Annotated in this window: 21 protein-coding genes; all 21 read right to left on the reverse strand. The window is 40.2% G+C overall.

Annotated elements, in window-relative coordinates:
• Nucleotides 1–6 precede the first annotated feature (6 nt).
• Nucleotides 7–1,224, reverse strand: a complete 1,218-nt coding sequence (locus PSM36_RS06835; protein ID WP_076930078.1) for an MATE family efflux transporter — start codon at nucleotides 1,222–1,224, stop codon at nucleotides 7–9.
• On the reverse strand, nucleotides 1,202–2,656 hold the full coding sequence (locus tag PSM36_RS06840) for a capsular polysaccharide export protein, LipB/KpsS family (protein WP_076930080.1): 1,455 nt from the start codon (nucleotides 2,654–2,656) through the stop codon (nucleotides 1,202–1,204). Before PSM36_RS06840 ends, PSM36_RS06835 begins: the two co-directional genes overlap by 23 nt.
• Nucleotides 2,657–2,670: 14 nt before the next feature.
• Entirely contained in the window at nucleotides 2,671–3,666 is a 996-nt protein-coding gene (gene pseI / locus PSM36_RS06845) for a pseudaminic acid synthase (protein WP_076930083.1), read from the reverse strand.
• Nucleotides 3,667–3,668: 2 nt separating this feature from the next.
• On the reverse strand, nucleotides 3,669–4,679 hold the full coding sequence (locus PSM36_RS06850; protein ID WP_076930084.1) for a hypothetical protein: 1,011 nt from the start codon (nucleotides 4,677–4,679) through the stop codon (nucleotides 3,669–3,671).
• A gap of 3 nt (nucleotides 4,680–4,682) precedes the next feature.
• Entirely contained in the window at nucleotides 4,683–5,339 is a 657-nt protein-coding gene (locus tag PSM36_RS06855; protein WP_076930086.1) for a PglD-related sugar-binding protein, read from the reverse strand.
• Nucleotides 5,336–6,223, reverse strand: coding sequence for an HpcH/HpaI aldolase/citrate lyase family protein (locus PSM36_RS06860; RefSeq protein WP_076930088.1), 888 nt, complete (start codon nucleotides 6,221–6,223; stop codon nucleotides 5,336–5,338). Before PSM36_RS06860 ends, PSM36_RS06855 begins: the two co-directional genes overlap by 4 nt.
• Nucleotides 6,216–6,683 (reverse strand): MaoC family dehydratase, encoded by a 468-nt coding sequence (locus tag PSM36_RS06865; protein ID WP_076930090.1) that lies wholly within the window; start codon nucleotides 6,681–6,683, stop codon nucleotides 6,216–6,218. Before PSM36_RS06865 ends, PSM36_RS06860 begins: the two co-directional genes overlap by 8 nt.
• Complete coding sequence (locus PSM36_RS06870; protein WP_076930092.1) at nucleotides 6,670–7,497, reverse strand: HpcH/HpaI aldolase/citrate lyase family protein; 828 nt, start codon at nucleotides 7,495–7,497, stop codon at nucleotides 6,670–6,672. The genes PSM36_RS06865 and PSM36_RS06870 overlap by 14 nt, the downstream gene beginning before the upstream one ends.
• Nucleotides 7,498–7,499: 2 nt before the next feature.
• Nucleotides 7,500–8,174, reverse strand: a complete 675-nt coding sequence (gene pseF / locus PSM36_RS06875) for a pseudaminic acid cytidylyltransferase (protein ID WP_076930094.1) — start codon at nucleotides 8,172–8,174, stop codon at nucleotides 7,500–7,502.
• A gap of 2 nt (nucleotides 8,175–8,176) precedes the next feature.
• Nucleotides 8,177–9,382, reverse strand: coding sequence for a UDP-4-amino-4,6-dideoxy-N-acetyl-beta-L-altrosamine transaminase (gene pseC / locus PSM36_RS06880; RefSeq protein ID WP_076930096.1), 1,206 nt, complete (start codon nucleotides 9,380–9,382; stop codon nucleotides 8,177–8,179).
• Between the two features lie 2 nt (nucleotides 9,383–9,384).
• A complete protein-coding gene (pseB, locus tag PSM36_RS06885) occupies nucleotides 9,385–10,401 on the reverse strand; it encodes a UDP-N-acetylglucosamine 4,6-dehydratase (inverting) (RefSeq protein WP_076930098.1) in 1,017 nt (338 codons plus the stop codon).
• A 177-nt stretch (nucleotides 10,402–10,578) separates the two neighbouring features.
• Entirely contained in the window at nucleotides 10,579–11,766 is a 1,188-nt protein-coding gene (locus PSM36_RS06890) for a Wzz/FepE/Etk N-terminal domain-containing protein (RefSeq protein WP_076930100.1), read from the reverse strand.
• A gap of 14 nt (nucleotides 11,767–11,780) precedes the next feature.
• The gene (locus PSM36_RS06895; protein ID WP_076930101.1) at nucleotides 11,781–14,150 is read right to left on the reverse strand and encodes an SLBB domain-containing protein; all 2,370 of its coding nucleotides are present in this window, start codon (nucleotides 14,148–14,150) and stop codon (nucleotides 11,781–11,783) included.
• A gap of 237 nt (nucleotides 14,151–14,387) precedes the next feature.
• Complete coding sequence (locus PSM36_RS06900; protein WP_076930103.1) at nucleotides 14,388–15,557, reverse strand: ATP-binding protein; 1,170 nt, start codon at nucleotides 15,555–15,557, stop codon at nucleotides 14,388–14,390.
• Between the two features lie 260 nt (nucleotides 15,558–15,817).
• A complete protein-coding gene (locus PSM36_RS06905; RefSeq protein WP_076930105.1) occupies nucleotides 15,818–16,243 on the reverse strand; it encodes a BT0820 family HAD-type phosphatase in 426 nt (141 codons plus the stop codon).
• Between the two features lie 48 nt (nucleotides 16,244–16,291).
• On the reverse strand, nucleotides 16,292–16,960 hold the full coding sequence (locus tag PSM36_RS06910) for a nucleotidyl transferase AbiEii/AbiGii toxin family protein (protein WP_076932109.1): 669 nt from the start codon (nucleotides 16,958–16,960) through the stop codon (nucleotides 16,292–16,294).
• Nucleotides 16,961–17,394: 434 nt separating this feature from the next.
• Complete coding sequence (locus PSM36_RS06920) at nucleotides 17,395–17,670, reverse strand: hypothetical protein (protein ID WP_076930107.1); 276 nt, start codon at nucleotides 17,668–17,670, stop codon at nucleotides 17,395–17,397.
• 103 nt (nucleotides 17,671–17,773) lie between these two features.
• Entirely contained in the window at nucleotides 17,774–18,277 is a 504-nt protein-coding gene (locus PSM36_RS06925; protein WP_076930109.1) for a UpxY family transcription antiterminator, read from the reverse strand.
• Between the two features lie 14 nt (nucleotides 18,278–18,291).
• Nucleotides 18,292–18,615 carry a winged helix-turn-helix transcriptional regulator gene (locus tag PSM36_RS06930; protein ID WP_076930111.1) on the reverse strand — a complete coding sequence of 108 codons (324 nt, stop codon included), beginning with the start codon at nucleotides 18,613–18,615 and terminating at the stop codon, nucleotides 18,292–18,294.
• Nucleotides 18,616–19,121: 506 nt separating this feature from the next.
• Nucleotides 19,122–19,508, reverse strand: coding sequence for a HepT-like ribonuclease domain-containing protein (locus PSM36_RS06935; RefSeq protein ID WP_076930113.1), 387 nt, complete (start codon nucleotides 19,506–19,508; stop codon nucleotides 19,122–19,124).
• On the reverse strand, nucleotides 19,501–19,794 hold the full coding sequence (locus PSM36_RS06940; protein WP_076930115.1) for a nucleotidyltransferase family protein: 294 nt from the start codon (nucleotides 19,792–19,794) through the stop codon (nucleotides 19,501–19,503). Before PSM36_RS06940 ends, PSM36_RS06935 begins: the two co-directional genes overlap by 8 nt.
• Nucleotides 19,795–20,177 lie beyond the last annotated feature (383 nt).

Here is a 20,177-nt window from a genome sequence, read left to right on the forward strand (position 1 = left end):
ATGTTATTATTTTAGTATTTTTTCACCTTGCATTTGCCTACTGTACATTAATGCAAAAGTAAATGTTAAGAGGATCGATAAAATATAAAATGCTAATTTTAAAAACATAATCATTTCGAAAGAATTTGTATGTTTAAGAGTAAAAATTAATCCGACAAAATACAATATAGTACTTATAGAATCAATAAACAATAGCGTTTTCCTCTTATCTATACCATGCATATAATAAAAAAGAACAGAACGCAAAGAAAAAGGAATAACTGCCCAAATAACAATTCTCATTAATTCAATATCCTCTTTATAATTTGGCATAAATGTCTTTATTAAAAAAGGAAGAAAAAGAAATGCTAAAACGACTATTATTAGCATGAACAAAAATAAGAATAAAATATGCCTTGAAGCATATTTGAATGAACGAGTTGTTATTAGTCTATTCATAATCATTTCGGTATAGTTTACAGGAAACAACCGAAAAACTGAAAAGAAAAACATAATAACCGAAAAACGTCCAACGGCTTCCAACCCCCAATAACTTTCAATAAAAAAACGATCTGCGGATGTCGAAAAGAAAGCGATTAAGGAACTTAAAAACAAGAGCCATCCTTTTTTCTGAATTTTTTTCCAAATAAGTATAAATCTCTTTTTCTTAATATTTAGTTTAATTGCATATTTTTTTTGAACAAAGATTAGTAAGAAAATATATGATGCAAAAAATGCAATCACATAACCTAAAACATTAAATAATAGAAAACCTATTAATTCACATAAAGGTGGAACTAAAATAGTATAAAAAGATAAAGATACAAATTTTTTTTTGTCGGATTGAGCTCTATAATAAATACGATACAACGTTGTTAATGAATAAATGATTCCAGAAACAGAAAAGGCTGAATAAAATAGAAAAAAGTCAGACTTATAGATGCTCCAAAAAATAAGAAATAAAAGTGAAACAACAAACGTACTTATGAAACCTACTGAAAAAATATCTCCAACAACATTTTTCCCTTCTAACTGAGGAAACAATCTGTCGAACCCATTGCGAATTCCTAAATGAGTGAAATCATAAGATTGAAAAATTGTTTTTCCGATTGATATTTTACCAAAATCATATGCGGAAGTTTTATTTATAAGAATTAAATTTATTAATACATTGAGACCTACATTTACATAACTTAGGCTTATGTATTTAATAATACTTTTATTAATTTTGGGTAGCCAATTCATGATTGTAAATTTCAATAGCTTTAATAAGTGGTTCCGCGAACCTGCCTATATCCTCTTTCTCATAATTAGAAAAACCTGTACGTCCCTCACTTGTACAAAGATAATAAGCTGTAACAAAATTTCTTGCCACCTCTCTATCACAAGGAGGTTGCTTCAACTCTGTTAAAATATTAAATAAATTTTCATAGCTATCCAACTTGATACAATTTGGATGACATTTATAAAAAACATTACCAAAGACAATAACTTTTTTGTACATTAACAACGCCTCAAAACCCATTGTACTGGTAAGTGTAATAAGGGCTTTACAATTTTTTATTAGTTGCATTGTATCCTCATTACTGTGTATAAGCCGAACATTAGGTATCCTTTTTAGTTCATGATAGAATGAAAGAGGAAGATTTCCATAATTTACAAAATGTTCTTTTATATATAATTTTTCACCGATTGGTAGGTTGAATGCAATATTTCGAAGTACAGCTAAATCATCACAATAATGTCTTGCAAGAACAGATGTAGATGCTTCAGGCTTCATATGTAATGGAAATAAATAGTAAATTTCATCTTTTGCCGGCTTCTCAAATATATTGTTTCCTATTGTTGTTCTTATTTTTTTTAAAATATTCCTTTTAAATAAATTATAATAATACTTTATTGGATTGTTAGATTGGTAAGCATACTTAAAATCAGCCGATTTTGTTTTTTTATAAAATTTAAAAGCGCCTTTTAATAATAAGCTTTTTTCATTGTTAATGTACTTTTTTACGAGAGAATAATCCGCTGTCAATTTATTCTTTCGTGCTAAGTAAGATGGTATGTGATTTCCTAAATATTTTGCTAAATAGGATTCAACAAAATCTTTTATTTCTGGAGTTTGTGCATGAAAGGAACTGTTTTTAAAGATTTTCTCAAACCGATTTGTCATGCCAAATTCTTCGGTGTGTAATTCAAACCGATTTGCAATACGTGAACCTATATATCCCCTATAACCTATATCATTAACTTTTGCTACTTCATAACAAACGTATGCAAAACTATTTGAAATCGCTTCATATATAAAAAAATCAATATTCTCATTCTGAAAAATTGTATCAAAAAAATTGATTAGATTTTTCAATAAGGAGTCGTAATATTTGTTATCATAAGTTGGACCTGAGTAATATCTATTCCTATCGTAATCACTAAAATAAGTTTTCAACCAATTTATTTTGGAATATTTATTATCAATAAGAGGGTTCTTGTCATTAACTTTAAAATACTCTGAAAAGATATATATTCTTTCTTTACTAAAATCCATGCTATAAGTTAATAAGGGTAGCTCGTCTGCAAAAGCATATATAACAGAATTCCCTTTTCTTTTTAAGCTATCGCCTAGTCCCTTATGATAAGTAATCATTTTAGGAGCATTATTTATTAAAATCAGGTATTTCATTACTTAATCATAAATTATAGAGGTGTTCCCTTGCTTATGTCTTTTTTGGCAACTTCATTTAAGAGTTTTGAAAAATATTTAGGATGCAACCCATGTCCCGGCCTTACTGAACGAATATTTTTTTCCGTAAAAATCTCGCCTGCTTTAATATTCTCTGCTGCAAATAGCGAACGCCTTCTTAGTCGGTTTTTTTCGGTAAGTTCGTAAGTAACACTACCCAATGCCAAATGGGCTTCTCTTACCGCTTTTACCATTTCTGCAAACTCGTTTGGCTCCATTGAAAACGCGGAGTCAATACCACCTAAACTTCTATCCAATATAAAATGCTTTTCCACAACCGTTGCTCCCAATGCCACTGCTGCAATAGGGACGGTGCAGCCCATGGTGTGATCGGATAAACCGACCCGCACCCCAAAACGCTTCTTCATATCGGGAATTGTAAGCAAATTAGCCATTTCGGGCGTTGCCGGATATTCCGACGTACATTTCAATAACGTAACGTCTTTATTCCCATTTTTCTCACAAGTTTCAAGTGCCAATTGAATGTCTTGTTCATCGGCCATGCCGGTAGATATAATCATCGGTTTTTGTTTAGAAGCCACATAACTTATTAACGGAATATCCGTAATCTCTGGGGATGCGATTTTATAAATGGGATTATTGATTGTTTCCAAAAAATCCACATCTTTTGTAGCAAAAGGAGCGGAAAAAAAAACAAGCCCATTATCAACAGCTGTTTTTTGCAATGTTTCGTGCCATTCAAATGGCAAGGCTCCTTGCTGATATAACTCAAAAAGTCTTCGCCCTTTCCACAGGCCATCCTTTCGAGGCCCGAAAAATTCATTGTCCACATCAAGCGTCAAAGAATCCGCCGTAAAGGTTTGCACTTTCACCGCGTCGGCTCCGGAACGGGCAATCGCCTCTATTGTTTTTATGGCTAACGCCAAATCATTGTTATGATTGGCTGAAAGTTCGGCTACAATAAACAATTCCTCTTTTATCTTATTCATAGCTATAATTTCTCTAAAATATCTACAACCCTGCAAATTCCTTGTGTATCCAATATGCGCTTCGCTTTTTGAGACATGGCTGCCAACTTTTCCGTATTGTTAATCAAAGAATTTAGTGTAGCGTTAAACGTCTCTTTGCCTAAATCGTCAATAAGCCCCAGATCGTATATGGCACCGGTTTTCGCGGACAATATCCTTAACGCTTCCGCATTGGATTTCTGATGTCCGATGCCGATAACGGGCATTCCCAAACACATAAACTCATAGGCGCTCACGCCAAAAGAGGCTATAAGCAGATCGTATGTTACTATTTTACCGGTAGAATATGGTAAAAAAGAAACATAATCTTTCAGTTTCTCCGGAATATTATTTTTATATAAATAATCGTTTCCATAAAAAAACGCGACCTCAACCTGCTGCGATATGTTTCCCTCATCCAATATTTCGTACAAAGTAAGCAATATATTCCGAGGATCGCTACCTCCGGCTGTAACCGCTATTTTATTAACAGATTTGTCTTTCTCGAATGTCAAGGAATCATATTTTTCTATTTCTTTATTGAATGTAAAATATTCAAGACCTTTATATACAACCGTACCGGAGTTTTCAAAAGGAGCAAAAAAAGCGTCATCTTGATGGATGGAAGGTAAAATAAAAACATCTGCCAATACCTTGGCATCCGTCAGGTTTTGATAAAAAATAACTTTGGCTGTTTTTTTTATTTCTTGAATAAATTGCGGACTAAATTGAATGATACCATCTGCATAAAAAACAGCTGCTTGTTGATCCCTGCAAATTGATATCATATCGTTTTCGGCAGTTTCAGGAAACAACTCGTAATGCTTAAAAGGAAAATCTTTTAAATTATCCCAGAATTCAGAAGCCTGATGTACAAATAATATTTCGTATCCTCTATCCTTAAGCGTCAAAGCTAAATTCAAGCTACGATAATAATGTCCCAATCCGACTTGACCACCGGCATCAACACGAAAAAGTATTTTTTTCTGCATCATTTTTTACTCCACACTTCCAATCTGTCGTGCAGGATTACCAACCATTTTCGCAAAGTCTGGCACATCTTTCAACACAACTGCTCCAATACCGCATATAGACCATTTCCCCAATGTGATAAACTCCAATGTGGAGGTGTTGGTCCCTAAATAAGCCCCTTCCTTAAGATGAACATCCGCTCCAATACAGGCATTGTTAGCAACATAACTGTAATTATCGAGTTTAGCTCCATGTCCGACTAAGGCTTGGGCATAAATTTGAACATGATTTCCAATTACAGTATTGGGACCTACCGATACAAAAGGTTGAATACATACGCCATGTCCTATTTTAGCAAATTTAGAAATTACGGCCGTTGGATGTATAACAGTGGCAAAACGCTCTTCCGGAATTTGCAAATCGAGGAGTTTATGCAAAAACTTATGGTTCATTTTTACGGAAATCAGCGTATAGAAAAAATAGACATCCTTATCAGGCAAGTAACGGTCAACCGTTTCTTTGTCTATTTTACCCAAAACCGGATATCCATTAATGGGTTCGGTCTCTCTGTCATTTAAAAAACCAAGAATTTCCCATTCCGGCTTTACGGCATTGATGTCTTCTACGGTTGATTGTACAACAGTGCCATTGCCATAGCCACCCATAATGATAAGTTTTTTCATGCCTGCTTAGTAATTATTTGTTCGTGTTTTCTTAAAATTTTCTTTGCTTTTGCCACAAACGGAGGCCCTATGAATTTACCGTTCATTATCGCCACTCCTCTTCCTTCTTTTCGAGCTTCCTCATCAAGTCGCAACATCTCTCTCGCGTTTTCAACCTCTTCTTCCGAAGGAGAAAAATATTGATGAATAAGAGGCAATTCAATGGGATTAAGCGCCATCATGCCTCCAAAACCCAATTTGCGGGAAATATTTAAATTAACTTCTAAATCCTCCAAGTCTTTTACTCTTACGTGAACTGTATCAATCGGCTCAATATTGTTTGCACGAGCTGCCATGGCAATCATTGCACGTGGAGTGAATAAACTTTGATGCTCCTCGTCATGAACGCCTTGTAAATCATTAATAAAATCTTCGGAACCATAAGCTATGGCTATAACTCTCGGAGACGATGTGCATATTTCCTGCACATTCATCACGGCAGAAGCCGTTTCTATTAAAGGTATAATTTTGAAAGTACCTTTTGGTATTTCTTTTTCATATTCAATAGTCTCCAACAATTTATCAAAGAAGTAAATATCTTCTCCGCGCTTTGCTTTGGGATACATAAAGCCTGTTACTCCTCTCACGGCTAATTGTGTAACATCCTTTAGCAAATGCCCGCTTTCCCGGTCATTTATTCTTGGAAATATTACTCTTCCTTCAAAAATTCCTTCGTTGAGTAACTCTACCACTTTATTTCGGGCTGCTTGTTTGTTCTCGGCAGGTTGCACGCTGTCTTCTATATCAAACAAAAGAATATCGGCATCCGATTTTGCTGCGCTGCGCATAAATTTCTCGTTATGAGCAGGGACAAACATCAGACTTCGCATTAGAAAATCAGTCATTTTGATTGCTTTTTTGGATTAATACTTTTCTTCTAAAACTCAGCACATCTTCTCCACGCTGATTATATCCGATGGTTTCTACATACACAATACCTCTATCGCTTTTCGAGCGCGATTCTCTTTTATCAAGAACCTTCGTACGGGCATATATGGTATCGTTTATGAACACGGGAGCCAAGTGCTTTACAGATTCATACTCCAAATTAGCAATGGCTTTGCCGCTAATATCCGGCACAGTCATCCCCACTACAAGACTAAACACCAATGTTCCAACAACCAGTATCTGTCCGTGTTGCTGATTTGCTGCATAATCGATATTGGTATGAACAGGATGATGGTTCATTGTGAGTAAACTAAAAAAATTATTGTCGCTTTCAAAAATGGTTTTCGATAAAGCGTGCTCTATCACCGAACCCACTTCAAAATCTTCGAAATAATTTCCTAAATTAGATGTTTTCATTATAGTAATTTAAAATTTTTGCTGCACGCCTTAAGTGTGGCTTTTCTATTATTACTCCATCAATAACTACCGGATTAAACTCATCCGCTTTTCCTTGTGTTTGTTTGAATGCATCCTCTACTCCGTGTGCCCAAGCCAGTTCATCGGTGCTGTAAAGTTTTATGCTTTTGAGTACTTCAAGCTGTTTAGGATGTATATATAATTTCGCATCAAATCCTTTATACACGCCATCCTTTATTTCTGCCTCCAAACTTTGAGTATCTTGTAATTCCATGGAAGCAATATCTATAGCCTTAACATGGATCATTCGGGCTAAATATAAAATCTGCAATCGAAAAAACTCTAAATTTCGCAAGGAATGCACTCCGCCCACCGTATTCATAAAGTCATGACTTCCTACAGCTACGCCCGAAATAAACTTTTTATATTTCAATAATAAGTCTTTTGCCTCCAAGAGTAAGCGAGGCGTTTCAACTAACAGAATGATTGCAGGGGAAAAGTTTACAAAATAAGAGTGTATGAATTCAAAATCCTCCAAAGAGGATATTTTTGGAAAAACCAACTTACGAAATCCGTTCTCAAGAAGGGATAGCAATAGTTGAGCATCTATCTTTCCTTGATAATCATAAAGAGGTATCCGTATATAGTATTCTTTATAATTTATATCGTCGGATAATAAACGTGATAAAATCATCTGTCTGTCGGAAGCCTTCACGGCATCTTCCAAATCAATAATAATTTCATCAACGCCTAACGCTTTTATTTTATCAATATTGCCTAACTTGTATCCCGGGACAAAAAAATAAGAGTCCATTTTTATCCTTTCAGAAGTTTAAACTTCAATTCAGCCATTTGCCAATCTGTTTCATTGTCAATATCCTGACATTCCATTTCCGATATCTCAAAACCGAATCTATTGTTTCCTTTCAACCCTTTGTCTGATCTCATCCAATAAAACATACCTGCATCGTGAAAAGCCGGTTTTAAGTCCTGAGAACGTGTCCGGTAACATTCCGGATAAAACATACTGACAGACCCTTCTGCATCCATCATAAAAGCCCTTTGTACGGGATAGCCAAAACGTACAACCGGACGTACAGAATCGGCTTTTTTTGCTATTAATTCGTTAAGCCCGCACTGCAAAAGTTCCTTTGTCAGCAGTGGCGAAGTTGCCAGAATACAGCAAATATGCTCAAACTCTACCTTATGCGAAGCATAGATGTTTTTCACCTCTTCAATCACATCAGATAGAGAAGCAGTATCATTTGCCGTTTTTTCACTTCGCATAAAAGGCACAGAAGCTCCATATCTTTTTGCAATATCGGCTATCTCTTCGTCATCTGTCGACACCATTACTTCCTCAAATAATCCGGATTGTAATGCTGTTTCAATAGAGTAGGCAATAATTGGCTTTCCCAGAAAGTCTTTAATGTTTTTTCGGGGAATTCGTTTGCTTCCTCCACGTGCCGGGATAATAGCTAAATTTTTCACTTTTAGTTACTGTAAAATTCGTCGATTGTCTTTATTACGTATTGTTGCTCTTCGGAAGTCAGCGTAGGGAACATGGGTAAGCTAATGCAATGTGAATAATAATTTTCTGCGTGAGGAAAATCTCCTTCTTTATAGCCGAACTCTTGGTAATAGGGCATCAGATGAGCGGGTATATAGTGTATCTGTGAAAAAATATGGTTTTTACGCAAATACAGATATAGGTTCAATCGATCCTTCACTTCCAGCACATAAAGATGATAGGCATGTCCTTCTATATCACCAGATTGACCTAAAATATAAGGCTTGTCCCTGAATGCCTCACTGTAGATATGGGCTATCTCACGTCTCCGTTCCAATCCCTTATTCGCACGTTTTAATTGACTGGTACCCAAGGCGGCTTGGAAATCGGTTATCCGGTAATTGTATCCTAATTGCTGCATTTCCATGTACCATCCGGGATATTCGGTTTCATCTTTATATCCTCCGGAGGCCAATTCAATAGAGTTTATATATGGGTAAACATTATCACCCTTTGTGATTCCATGTGTACGGAGCAATGTTAATTTATGGAATAACTCTTCGTCGTTTGTTGTTACCATGCCTCCTTCTCCACAGGCAATATGTTTTACCGGATGGAAAGAGAAAATAGACAAATCTGCAAAATTTCCGTTTCCGCAAAATTGCTTATGGTTATTTGAGTCAAGAAAAAATCCACCAGGAGCGTGACAGGCATCTTCAATGATCCAAAGGCCATATTCGTTCGCCAGTTCCTTATATGCTTCCAGATTTACAGCTCTACCGGCAAAATCAACCGGAATAATCCCTTTGTAAGTTCCTTTTGGCGAAGATTCTAATAAAGCTTTTACAGAATTGATATTTAATAAGTAAGTTTCAGGGTCAATGTCTGCAAAAACAACCTCCCCACCACAATAGCGTATACAGTTTGCAGATGCTACAAATGTAATAGGAGTTGTAATCACTTTGTCGCCAGGTTTTATCCCCAAAGCCATGGCACATAAGTGCAATGCAGCTGTTCCATTGGATACCGCAACGGCATATCTACAACCGATATATTCGGCAAATACTTTTTCAAACTCGGCTATTCTAGGCCCTTGTGTAAGATAGTCGGACTGTAGGGCTTCGGTTACAGCGGTAATATCCTCGTCTGTGATATGTTGCCGTCCGTAAGGTATAGGTTGTTTAGACATTGTTAAACTGTAAAATTAGGATCAACGTATTCTTTTATTTTGCTTCTGAGAGAGTCTATTGTTTCCCACTCAGTATTATCTCCTGAATTGTAACTAAACCCGTCAGGTACTTTTTTTGCGTTAAAATAAGCAATGTACTCTTCCATTTTCCAAACTGGTTTTTGTGGAAGAATAGTATAATAAGTACCTAAATCATAGGTGTGGAAAGCATCTGAAGGTGTGATCATTTCTTCATGAATTTTTTCCCCCGGACGTATGCCAATCACCCGATGTTCACACTCTGGAGCTATCGCCTCAGCTAATTTCATTATATGATATGAGGGTATCTTTGGTATGAAAATTTCGCCTCCCCAGGCATTCTCCAATGCATAAAGAACCATATCTACTCCTCCTTGAATGGGGATGTTGAAGCGAGTCATGTGCGGTTCGGTAATGGGGATTACTCCTTCTTTTTTCTTTTTTATAAAAAAAGGGATTACAGAACCGTTGGATCCCATCACATTTCCATATCTTACAACCGAAAATTTTATTGGATTACTACCTTTTATATTATTGGCTGCTACAAATAGTTTATCTGATGCCAATTTTGTTGCTCCGTAAAGATTTATTGGAGCACAAGCTTTATCTGTTGAGAGAGCAACAACACTCTTTACCCCTGTGACTAAGCAAGCATCAATTACATTTTGAGCCCCTCCAATATTCGTTTTTACGCATTCTGTGGGATTGTATTCTGCAATATGTACATGCTTCATAGCTGCAGCATGGATAACATACTCAATTCCGTTTAAAGCTCTCGTAAGTCGCTCTTTATCACGTACATCACCGACAAAAAAGCGAATAGCCGGATATTGCGAGTGAGGATACTCTTGGTCCATGACAAACTGCTTTTGTTCATCGCGGGAGTATATTACCAATCTTTTTATATTTGGCCATTTTTCAAAAATAGTTTTGGTCAATGCTTTACCCAATGACCCTGTACCTCCAGTAATCAAGATACCTTTACCGTTTAAATCTAGCATCTTTTTGAATTTAGTTTTTCTTTTAAATACAATCTTATAGTATATATTATTTCTTCAGGAATAAAATTTTTCGATATCTCACTATCTGATTAGTTTTAAACAGACTTCGTGACTACCAGTTACATAACCTATAAAGGTAGTCATCACTTCGAAGGTCATAAAAAGACATAGCAAACTCTATCCTATCATGTTATCGTGTATGGGGGATACGGTTATTTCTTCTTCTTCTTTTATACTTTGTACTATATTCTGAAAGAGAGGCTTCGTAAATATCCATCCAATTCCTGTTATAAACCCCAAGAAGATAAAAACGACCAGTATTATGATGCGACGTGGTGCGCTTTTTTGTACTGGTACCACCACGGGTTCAATAACCGTGAGTACCGGTTTGGATTCCTTTACCGCCAGTTTGGCTTGTTCTAACTGTTTGGCTAGTTCATTGTACACAGTAAAGGCGATATCGTATTCGCTGCGGAGCCGCTGTTCGGTGGCGCGCGCCGAAGCGGTGGTCAATCCGCGGTTGGCGTCCTGGAAGATGGCGAGGCGCTCCTGCTTTTGTTGAAAATCCTCTTGCGCTTCATCAAAACTTTGTTGCACGAACGCGAGGTTGTCTTCCATCTTCTCCGACTTGAATGCCATCACGTATTGTTCCAATGTTTTGCGCACCTTATCTGTGATCCGCGCTGCCGCTTCGGCTTCGGGAAAAGTATAATCGATAGTGATATACCCCTCTTTGGGGTTCAGGTTCAATTGCATCGAATTTTGGATAGTCTGATACACTTCCTCTTCCTCTTTATTGAGGGTGGGCAGAGATACATTGTCGGCGGGAAGTATCTCTTCCTGTATACCACTTTCCCGGATAGCGTTTATAAGCAGGAAAGGCAACCCGATGGTATATTTTTTGACGCTTCCTATAAGATTGAACGGCTGGTATTCTTTATTCGTATAGAAGTCGTACAGTGTGATTTCTTTGCCTTCAGATCGTTCTACCTTGATGGGGGTTTGCATGATCTCCCGGGTAAAAGGCACACTCTTTACGATCTGCGGATAAACGTTAGGAGAGAGGGTCTCCCCTCCGCTGGCCCCGGTACCGATATTGACACCCATCATGGCGGCAAGTCCGCCTAGGTTACTGCTTGCCCCGTCTTTACCGCTCTGTGGTACCACCGTGCAGTGGGCGGTATATTTTACAGGGGAGAAGAGGGCGATAAAGAGGCCTATCAGGAGAAAGATACCGGTGGTCTTCAGGATAAATTTCCGCTTGATCCATAACTTCCGTAGAATCTCGGTCAGGTCGATTTCATCGGTTGTTTCGGGAGACGGAAACCTGTTTTGGTTTTCCTCTGTATAGTTATCTTGTGTCATAGATTCTTGATTTATTATTTAACAAGGTTACTGATAAGCAGAGCGATGGAAGCGATGGAAGTGGAGATTCCAAGGATTCCCTGTAAAGACATTGGTTCCCTATCGGGTTTCTCGGGAACCACGATCTCACAGCCTGGCTCGATCCTTGCCCAGCGGCCGGTGGCGACCTTACCATTGGCGTAAATTACGAATGGTTTGCTCTTCATCGCGAGACGCGAATAGCCGCCCGCCTGCCGAACATAGCCGCCCAGCTTCAGATTTTTCTGGTAGGTGACCGTATTGGGATACATCACCCCGCCAGAGATTTTGACGGTATTGTTGAACTGTGGTATGGTCAGTACATCACCCTCACGGAGGATGATATCATCACTTCCTCCCGGATTTTTCAACGCTTTTTCCAGGTCGATCCCCACATACTGCATCGAGAGATCGAGCTCATCGACAAAGGTGGAATCACTTCCTATCCGGGCTTGGGTCATCAATGCCTTACGACTTCTCTCAATCTCTTCGGGAGTGGATCTGCGCTGTAGTTTGGCCCCTTTAACGTATGCATATTCCGTCAGTCCACCGGCTCTCTCCACCAGTGAGGAGAGTCGTTCATTCCGCATTCTCTTGGCATAGCGGCCACCGAAGAGTATTTCTCCGGCAATAGTGACATTTTCCTGGGCTTCGTAGCCGGGAGAACGACGCACCACAATCTGGTCGAACGGTTGCAAGACGAAAGTGGGATCGCTGGAGACGATCTTCCCTTCCTCTAGGGTGAAGGTATATACTTCGCTCATCGTACGTGGGACGGTGGTGCTGGAGGGATCCTTGATGCGCCGGTAAATATCGACCCGCGCCGTTGAGGCTTCTTCGCTCAGCCCGCCCGCCCGCAGGAGAGCATCTTCTATACGCATATTCAAGGCAAAGGGATAGTTACCCGGAGCACGGACAGAACCGCCAACAGATATGGTGAGGCTGTCCTCGATGGAAAAAATGGAGGGGACATGGAGCCGGTCGTTCTTCCGCAAGGGGATGTCGGCAATACGGTTGTTGAGCAGGGCGTCGAGGTCGAACGACTCCATGGTCTGCCGCAGGTCGTCCTGCTCACGGTAGAGTAGCGCGCGGTAAAGGTAGGCGTCGCCCGTAGGCCCGAGGGCGATCTCTACCAGGTCGCGCACGGTTTTGATGCGGTCTCCCACGGCATATTTACCGGGACGCTCCACAGCTCCTGTAATCTCTACCATATTGGAGTATTTATCTAAGATGTCACCTACCTCTATCCGGTCACCGTCCTGCATTTTGAAGGAGGCGTATTCGGGTTGATTGAGGGTATGGGCTTCCATCTCGTTAACGCCTTTCCGGTGCAACGTCACATTGGCGCGGTAGGCGTTGCCGCTAAACCCGCCGGCAAAACGGATAAGATCTTCAAGCGTTTCATCTTCCCGCATTTCGTACCACATGGGACGCCTGACCTCTCCTGTGATTTGTGCCAGTGTACTATACGGTTCCACCATCACAATATCGCCGTCATGCAGGTTGATGTCGCCGGTGTTATCTCCTTTCATCAGATACTCATAAAGGTCTACAGTTGCCACGTTTCTACCGGCCCTGAAAATGCGGATATTGCGCAGGCTCCCTATTTTCGAGGGGCCGCCCGATACATAGAGGGCATGGAACGCTGAGGCGAAAGAGGAGAGGGTATAGGTGCCCGGAGTAACCACTTCTCCCATCACATTCACCTTGATGGTGCGCACATTGCCTACGGAGATGGCAAGGAAAGTGCCGGGCGCGGAAGAGTCGAGATCGGAATAAATAGAGGAGAACTCGTTGCGTATTTTCGCTTCAGCCTGTTGTACGTTGAGGCCGTTGAGCATGATGCGCCCCAGGCCCGGTACGGTGATGTGGCCGTCGGGGGTGATGGTGTAGCGCACGTTGAGTTCGGAATTGCCCCACACATCGATAATCACTTCATCACCGGGTCCCAGCACGTAGTTGGCCGGGGTGGGCATATTCATGTTGGGCGCGAAAGTGAGGTTGCCAGCGGTGAAAAAGTCCTGACCGTAAACCCGGTCTTCGGGTGCTGCCTGTACTGTCTGTGCCGTGATGACCGGTATCTCGGACATATCCCGGAAGCTTTTCTCCGAAGGGTCGTAGTTAGATTCCACGCCGCCGTCGGTAACATTCTGCCTCTCTTCATACTGCGCACGGAGCCGTTGCAGTTGGGCGGTGGTGACACCCTTTCTTTGCAGTTCTGTGAGTATCTGCTGTTGCGACATGCCTGAGTTTTCGTATTTTCGCAACTCCTGTATGACCTGCTGGTCGCTCATCTGGGCAAACAGCCCGCAGGACAGGAAAAACAATAACGTAATCAATACGGTAATCCTGGTCTCTCTATGCATATAGTCTTAGTTTTGTCGTTATAAACCCCGGTTGTGGCAAAACGGTTATTTTGAACACACTTCGTGACTACCTGTCACAATACGTGCAGGCAGTTCCAATCGAAATACCGTGCAAAAATACAATAAAAAACCATATTTCCGACTGTTTGGAAAACGAAATCGGGGAAAAAGCACGGACATCGGATTAAGTTTTTGTTATCCCGGCCGGATAACCCGCATCGGGGCGCGGATGACAGTTCAGGTAAATACTATTGTATTTGAAAGTTCCGGCCACGGGAGGACTTCTCCGGATGAAGTGGAAAAACCGCGGTCACCGTTATATATAACATGGCAATCCTCCGGCTTGGTTTGTGATAGCTTGGCCCAGACTTTAACCCCCTTGAAGTCATCGGGAGAGTAAGTGGCGCCTGATTTTATCTCGTAGGCTTTTTGTTTGCCTTTGACAGATACCAGGAGATCTACTTCGTTGCCCGTGCTGTCTCGCCAAAATGTGAGGCGGGGAACTTGTCCCACGTGTGATGAGTCTTTTATGAATTCATTGATCACCATGTTCTCGAACAAGCCTCCCCGTAAAAAATGGGTAGATACCTGTGCTGCCTCCTCGATCTCCAGTAACGAGCATGCTAACCCGGTATCGTAGAAATAGAGTTTGGGCGATTTGACCAACCGTTTGGCGTAATTTTGATGATCGGGTTTTAACAGGTAGAGTATATAGCTGGCTTCCAATGTGGATAGCCATGATTGAACGGTAGATACAGCTACTCCTGCTTCATTGGCAAGAGAGGAAAGATTAAGTAATTGTCCGATACGGCCGGCACATAGTTTGATGAACCGGATAAATTTGCTCAGGTCTTCAATATTTTTCAACAACCGCAGGTCTTTCTCAACATAGGTTTGAATATAGTTTGGGTAGAAGTCGGCAGGATGAATGCTTTTATCGTAAATTCTGGGGTATCCTCCATGAAAAATTTCTTCGTCGCTCGTTGACGGGACTATGCCGGCTTGCTTTAACTCTTCGTGTGAAAGTGGTAATAACGTGAGGATGGCGGTCCTGCCCGCGAGCGATTGACTGATGGACTGCATCAGGAGGAAGTTCTGTGATCCGGCCAGGTAATACATTCCTTCCCTGTTCTCATTGTCGACGTGCGTTTGCAAATAGGAGAATAAATCGGGTACGCGTTGCACTTCGTCGATGATGGTTTTATCGGAATAGGTGCGAAGAAAGCCCCGCGGATCATCTATCGCGAGCAGCCGACTGTCAGGATCTTCCATGGAAACATACTTGTAACCTGCTAATGTCGATTTTAGTAACGTGGATTTTCCTGATTGCCTGGGCCCGGTAAGCGTCACAATAGGAAATTTGGCCCCCATTGCGATTAGTTTTTCGGATATGGTTCGATGTATCATCTTTTTTTCATGCAAATTTACGATTTAAAAATAAATCTGCAAATTTTATGGTGTGAAAACTTGGCTCGTTCCTTATCCCGGTTTAAGGTAAATGCTATTGGAATTATCCTGCCCGACATATCCGCTAAATTTGAAAGGTCTATTGTTCCCATGATGATCTGTTTTATGGCCGTATAATGTAGCAACGATCATGAATTTTCGGGAGAAAGTCAAGACATAGGCTTAAAATACGCAGCTTGGGAGTCGTGGTTGGGTAGTGCTCAGAAAAACCAACGTTTTTTCTTCTTCGGTTCTGCCATAGATGATTGACCTGCCATGATCTTTAGAACATTCGCTCCTTCGGCAGTTGCTTTAACAGCGTTGTAAATGGTACCCCAGTCGGGAAGTCCTCCCAGGTTGCGGTCGTCGATAAACATATCGACACCCAGTTTGCGTGAAACCTCTTCTCCCAACTCCTTGTTTTCACCCCGGTAGTTCTCATTCTCCGCATAGAAATAGAGTCCCCGTTGGGCGCAGTAGTCGATGGCATCCTGCAGGAGGCGGCCGCGGCGTACCGTCCACAGGATCAACCTGTGTCCGTCTTTCTGCATCTGCAGGAGTGTGTCGATGGCGAAAGGGATGGGTTTGCCGATGTCGGGGTAGGCATGTTCCACAATAGTTCCGTCGAAGTCGATAGCGATGATCATGTTCCTGAATGTTTCAATTTCGACAACAAAGGTAAGAAAAATGCGTGATTACTGCCTTTTATAGGCTGTCTTTACCTTGCGATCCATAAATTCGGCAATTTCCCGTGAGGAAATATCATATTTAGGTTCTAATTGCTTAAAGGCTTCATCTTTTGTAAATCGCTCATAATTACCTAATTTACCCAATAGGTTTTTGCTTTTCATTAAATGGCCCGAATATTTGAGGGAATTGTCGATAATCCGGATTATTTCTTCATCCGATTTTTCTTTGAGAATACAGTAAAGGTCATAATAATCTCGAAAACTGTTTCTGCGCTGCATCGTCTCCATTTTAAGGGATGCTATCGTATCTATATCCGCCAGATATAAATTATTAAGAAAATGTACTTTATTTATTCGAGGAGCTTTTCTTTCCGGCGCATAAAAGGAAAGTTTAACTCCACCGTCAATAAAAAACTCCACTTGATTGCTGTCCAAAATATTTATTTTGTCTATGATATGCCCAGACTCTACTTCTTTAGTAATGGATTTGATGTCTATATCCATCTTTTCACCGTTGTGTTGTTGCCATCTCATAAAATCGAGGTCTTCACTAAGCCTGTTTTTTATTTGTAAAGAGAGGGCTGTACCTCCGACAAGGATGTAGGGCCTGATCGATTCCATTCCGGATATGGATTCGATAACTTTTTTCGTTTTATCGACTAATGATTTATCCATAAACGATTTCAAGCTCTGTTTAAATAATAGGTTTCCATCCTTTTCAGATATTGGACAGGATGTTTGATGTCGAAGTACAGATTGGCTAAACAGATATTCATATTCCTTAAATAATTTCCCTGGATAACCGCCTCGTCAAGCCAAACCCGTTTTATTTTCCCTTTGGGAAACACCTTGAATAATAAATCAATTTCGGGAAGATCCAGATGAATAAGCGCATACTTGATAAGGTTCCAATCACTTATTTTCTGACAAGAACTTTTATCAAAAGACCAAAAAACATTTTCTTTTTGTAATTTGGCCAATAAATACGACTTAATTTCATCTTTGTTGCGCATCATTTACAAAAATACAAATAAATCTCCGGATATGTCATGGCAAACTATAAAATCTTTTCTACCATGAAAGCATTTATCTCTACTTCGGCGCAACCTTCAATAATTTAACCCAAAAGCCCACAGGGGAATAACATTTTTATATCCGTACTCAATATTGTCTTTCACGATGAAAGCGTTTGGCCTGTTTTTTATTTGTTCCTGCGTTTTACTTCTGCCTCCCACTTCAAATGTATATTGCGCTATTTTAAAATCGCCGACAACGGAAGAAACTACCATACGGTCATTCCAGGGGATTTTACCGTACATGTATCGCTTGAACGACACGTTTGTACGGGCAAGCAGCTGTTGTTGTTTTTGATATAGCGAATCCATGTTTCTTGAGAATTGCACTACAAAGTTAATGATTTTTCTTAATATTGTTCAATGAGGAGTGCATTTTTTTTGCCTATAATTTGACATGTTCAAATTGAACGGGTTATATCTTTTCTACCATGGAAACACTCATTTCCACTTCCGCACAACCAAGCTGATGGATGCGGATGGCAATTTTGGATTTTCCTTCCACAGTGATTAATTCACCTTCGAGGCCGGCAAGCGGCCCTTTGATCACTCGCACCTTCTCGCCCGGTTGCAGGTCGTCGGTGCTGAAACTGACGGCACTGTCGGAATGGTCGAGCATAAAGCGGAAGCGTTCCATCTGTTCCGCAGGTATCTCCGTAGGCGTATGTTCGCCGCGTAGTGTCAGATAGCGCAGTATTGAGGGGTGGGTAATGACGGCACGTTGTTCTTCAGTATTGACACGTACAAAGATCATCATTGGGATAAGTACCCGCTCCACCTTCTTCTTACGGTCGCTCCACTGCCGCACTTCTTCCTGCACCGGCAGGAAGTTCTCAATACCCATTGCCGTGAGGCGGTCACGTACCCGCTTTTCGTGGTGCATCTTCACATAAGATGCCAGCCATCTTTTTTCTGTCATACTTAATGGTTATTTTATTCTTTACTATCTGTTTTAATTACCTCCCAGTAACCTCCTTTGGCAGGGCCTATACGCCTTATTAATCCTAACTCTTTCATTTTGTTGGTGTTATTTATGACTGCTCTTCGGGATATTCCTATTTGATTAGCTATTTGATCTATCGTGATTTTGGAATTATTCCTCATGAGATTGAAGATGTGTTTAGAGTTTTCGGTGAAGTTTTCGGTGAAGTTTTCGGTGAAGTTCCCCACAGTCTTACCCGGTGCATTTGGTGTCAGGGGAATTCTCACAGAAATCCCTTCTCCTCTGGCTAATAATTGTGGAATGTTGATGTTCATTTGCTTCTCAGTTTTCTGTTACCTAATCGCCCCACGGATGAAAATACTCAACCTCATCACGGGTAACCTTATTTTTAATCCATCACTTTCTATTCCCGAAATTAGTGCTTTTTCCATTCATGTACAAGGAATGGTATGGAATTTAGTCGATTTCTTTGCCATTTCTTGTAGTAATATTTGGGTATTTTTTGTAGTAAAATGGAGACATTTCTTGTAGTTTTTATTTAATTTTTTGTGTATTAAATTTTTATTGAAATGGATGCAATAGGATACTATCCACGTGTTTATGAGCGCACATTGGATAGTTATTTGAATGTGTTACGGCGTATTTTGTAGTGGAAGATGTGCCTGCGTGGTCTCCTTCTTTACGGTCGAAAATTGCATGTGGTGCCCCTGGCATACCTGAAAGATTAGGATATTTTCTCTACCATGGAAGCACTCATTTCTACTTCAGCACAACCGAGCTGATGGATGCGGATGGCGATTATGGATTTGCCACCTATAGGTTATTCTTTATCATACTCTTGCAAATCGGCAATTATTTGTTGTATGGTTGCCAACAAAGGGTGGATGTTATTTTGTACGGTGTCGAAAACTACTGCGGCATCGATATAGAAATAGGCATGGGCTATAAAGTCTCGAAAACCCATGATATTCTTCCATTCAATTTCCGAGTATTGGGAGAGTAGTTCTCCTTTGCTAAGTTTCTCAATCTTCTTGATCTCTTCGCCGACTGCCATAAGCCTTATTGCAGTAATGTCGAGTGCATCCACTCCCAATGGGGTTTTAAGGAAATCATCAACAGTTTCGATCCACGAAGTGCGGTCCAGTATATGCAGTAGGGATTTTTCAATGTTGCGCAACCCATTCATTATCAGTTCCAGGTCATACATAGATAACCTCCTTTTCTACCCGCATCCTGAACTGTGTGGGCATATATTCAGTTTTGCGTACTATATCAACCGGTGAGCCTAACATCTCTTCCAACTGACGCTTTATGCCTATGAGTGATAACAAGTCGAGTACGGGAGCCTCTATCAGAACATCCACATCGCTATCTTCTGTCTGTTGACCACGTGCTACTGAACCGAAAATACCGATACGCGAAATTCCGTATTCAGTGCCATGCTCTGAAATGAATTTACGCAGTAGTCTTATATATTCTTCACGTGTTGCCATATCAGGTGTTTTAATTATAACAAAGATATACAAAATAAGGATATCGCCATAATTACCGGTTTTAATCCATCACTTTCTATTCCCGAAATTAGTGCTTTTCCTATTAATAAACAAGGAATGGAGTGGAATGTTAAGCTGCTATCCTTGGACTAACTATTTTCATATTTGTTTTATATATAGAAATTTTGTATTTTTGTATTGTTCTCATTAGAACATTTCATTAGCTAATATTAATTGCATTATGGTTATAGAAATAGATAAACCAATTACCCCCCCAGAAAGTTCAGGATGCGTTGGGGAAAATACAAAGTCGCAAGGGTAAGAAATCCCTTCGTGATCATTTCGGAAAATTAAAACGGGGGTTGGATGCCGTTTCTTATCAA

This window comes from Proteiniphilum saccharofermentans, from assembly GCF_900095135.1.
GTDB classification, from domain to species: domain Bacteria; phylum Bacteroidota; class Bacteroidia; order Bacteroidales; family Dysgonomonadaceae; genus Proteiniphilum; species Proteiniphilum saccharofermentans.

Coding starts and splice junctions, on each gene's coding strand:
- PSM36_RS06835 (WP_076930078.1), bottom strand. CDS start 1,224: ATGAATTGGCTACCCAAAATTAATAAAAGTATTATTAAATACATAAGC.
- PSM36_RS06840 (WP_076930080.1), bottom strand. CDS start 2,656: ATGAAATACCTGATTTTAATAAATAATGCTCCTAAAATGATTACTTAT.
- pseI (WP_076930083.1), bottom strand. CDS start 3,666: ATGAATAAGATAAAAGAGGAATTGTTTATTGTAGCCGAACTTTCAGCC.
- PSM36_RS06850 (WP_076930084.1), bottom strand. CDS start 4,679: ATGATGCAGAAAAAAATACTTTTTCGTGTTGATGCCGGTGGTCAAGTC.
- PSM36_RS06855 (WP_076930086.1), bottom strand. CDS start 5,339: ATGAAAAAACTTATCATTATGGGTGGCTATGGCAATGGCACTGTTGTA.
- PSM36_RS06860 (WP_076930088.1), bottom strand. CDS start 6,223: ATGACTGATTTTCTAATGCGAAGTCTGATGTTTGTCCCTGCTCATAAC.
- PSM36_RS06865 (WP_076930090.1), bottom strand. CDS start 6,683: ATGAAAACATCTAATTTAGGAAATTATTTCGAAGATTTTGAAGTGGGT.
- PSM36_RS06870 (WP_076930092.1), bottom strand. CDS start 7,497: ATGGACTCTTATTTTTTTGTCCCGGGATACAAGTTAGGCAATATTGAT.
- pseC (WP_076930096.1), bottom strand. CDS start 9,382: ATGTCTAAACAACCTATACCTTACGGACGGCAACATATCACAGACGAG.
- pseB (WP_076930098.1), bottom strand. CDS start 10,401: ATGCTAGATTTAAACGGTAAAGGTATCTTGATTACTGGAGGTACAGGG.
- PSM36_RS06890 (WP_076930100.1), bottom strand. CDS start 11,766: ATGACACAAGATAACTATACAGAGGAAAACCAAAACAGGTTTCCGTCT.
- PSM36_RS06895 (WP_076930101.1), bottom strand. CDS start 14,150: ATGCATAGAGAGACCAGGATTACCGTATTGATTACGTTATTGTTTTTC.
- PSM36_RS06900 (WP_076930103.1), bottom strand. CDS start 15,557: ATGATACATCGAACCATATCCGAAAAACTAATCGCAATGGGGGCCAAA.
- PSM36_RS06905 (WP_076930105.1), bottom strand. CDS start 16,243: ATGATCATCGCTATCGACTTCGACGGAACTATTGTGGAACATGCCTAC.
- PSM36_RS06910 (WP_076932109.1), bottom strand. CDS start 16,960: ATGGATAAATCATTAGTCGATAAAACGAAAAAAGTTATCGAATCCATA.
- PSM36_RS06920 (WP_076930107.1), bottom strand. CDS start 17,670: ATGGATTCGCTATATCAAAAACAACAACAGCTGCTTGCCCGTACAAAC.
- PSM36_RS06925 (WP_076930109.1), bottom strand. CDS start 18,277: ATGACAGAAAAAAGATGGCTGGCATCTTATGTGAAGATGCACCACGAA.
- PSM36_RS06930 (WP_076930111.1), bottom strand. CDS start 18,615: ATGAACATCAACATTCCACAATTATTAGCCAGAGGAGAAGGGATTTCT.
- PSM36_RS06935 (WP_076930113.1), bottom strand. CDS start 19,508: ATGTATGACCTGGAACTGATAATGAATGGGTTGCGCAACATTGAAAAA.
- PSM36_RS06940 (WP_076930115.1), bottom strand. CDS start 19,794: ATGGCAACACGTGAAGAATATATAAGACTACTGCGTAAATTCATTTCA.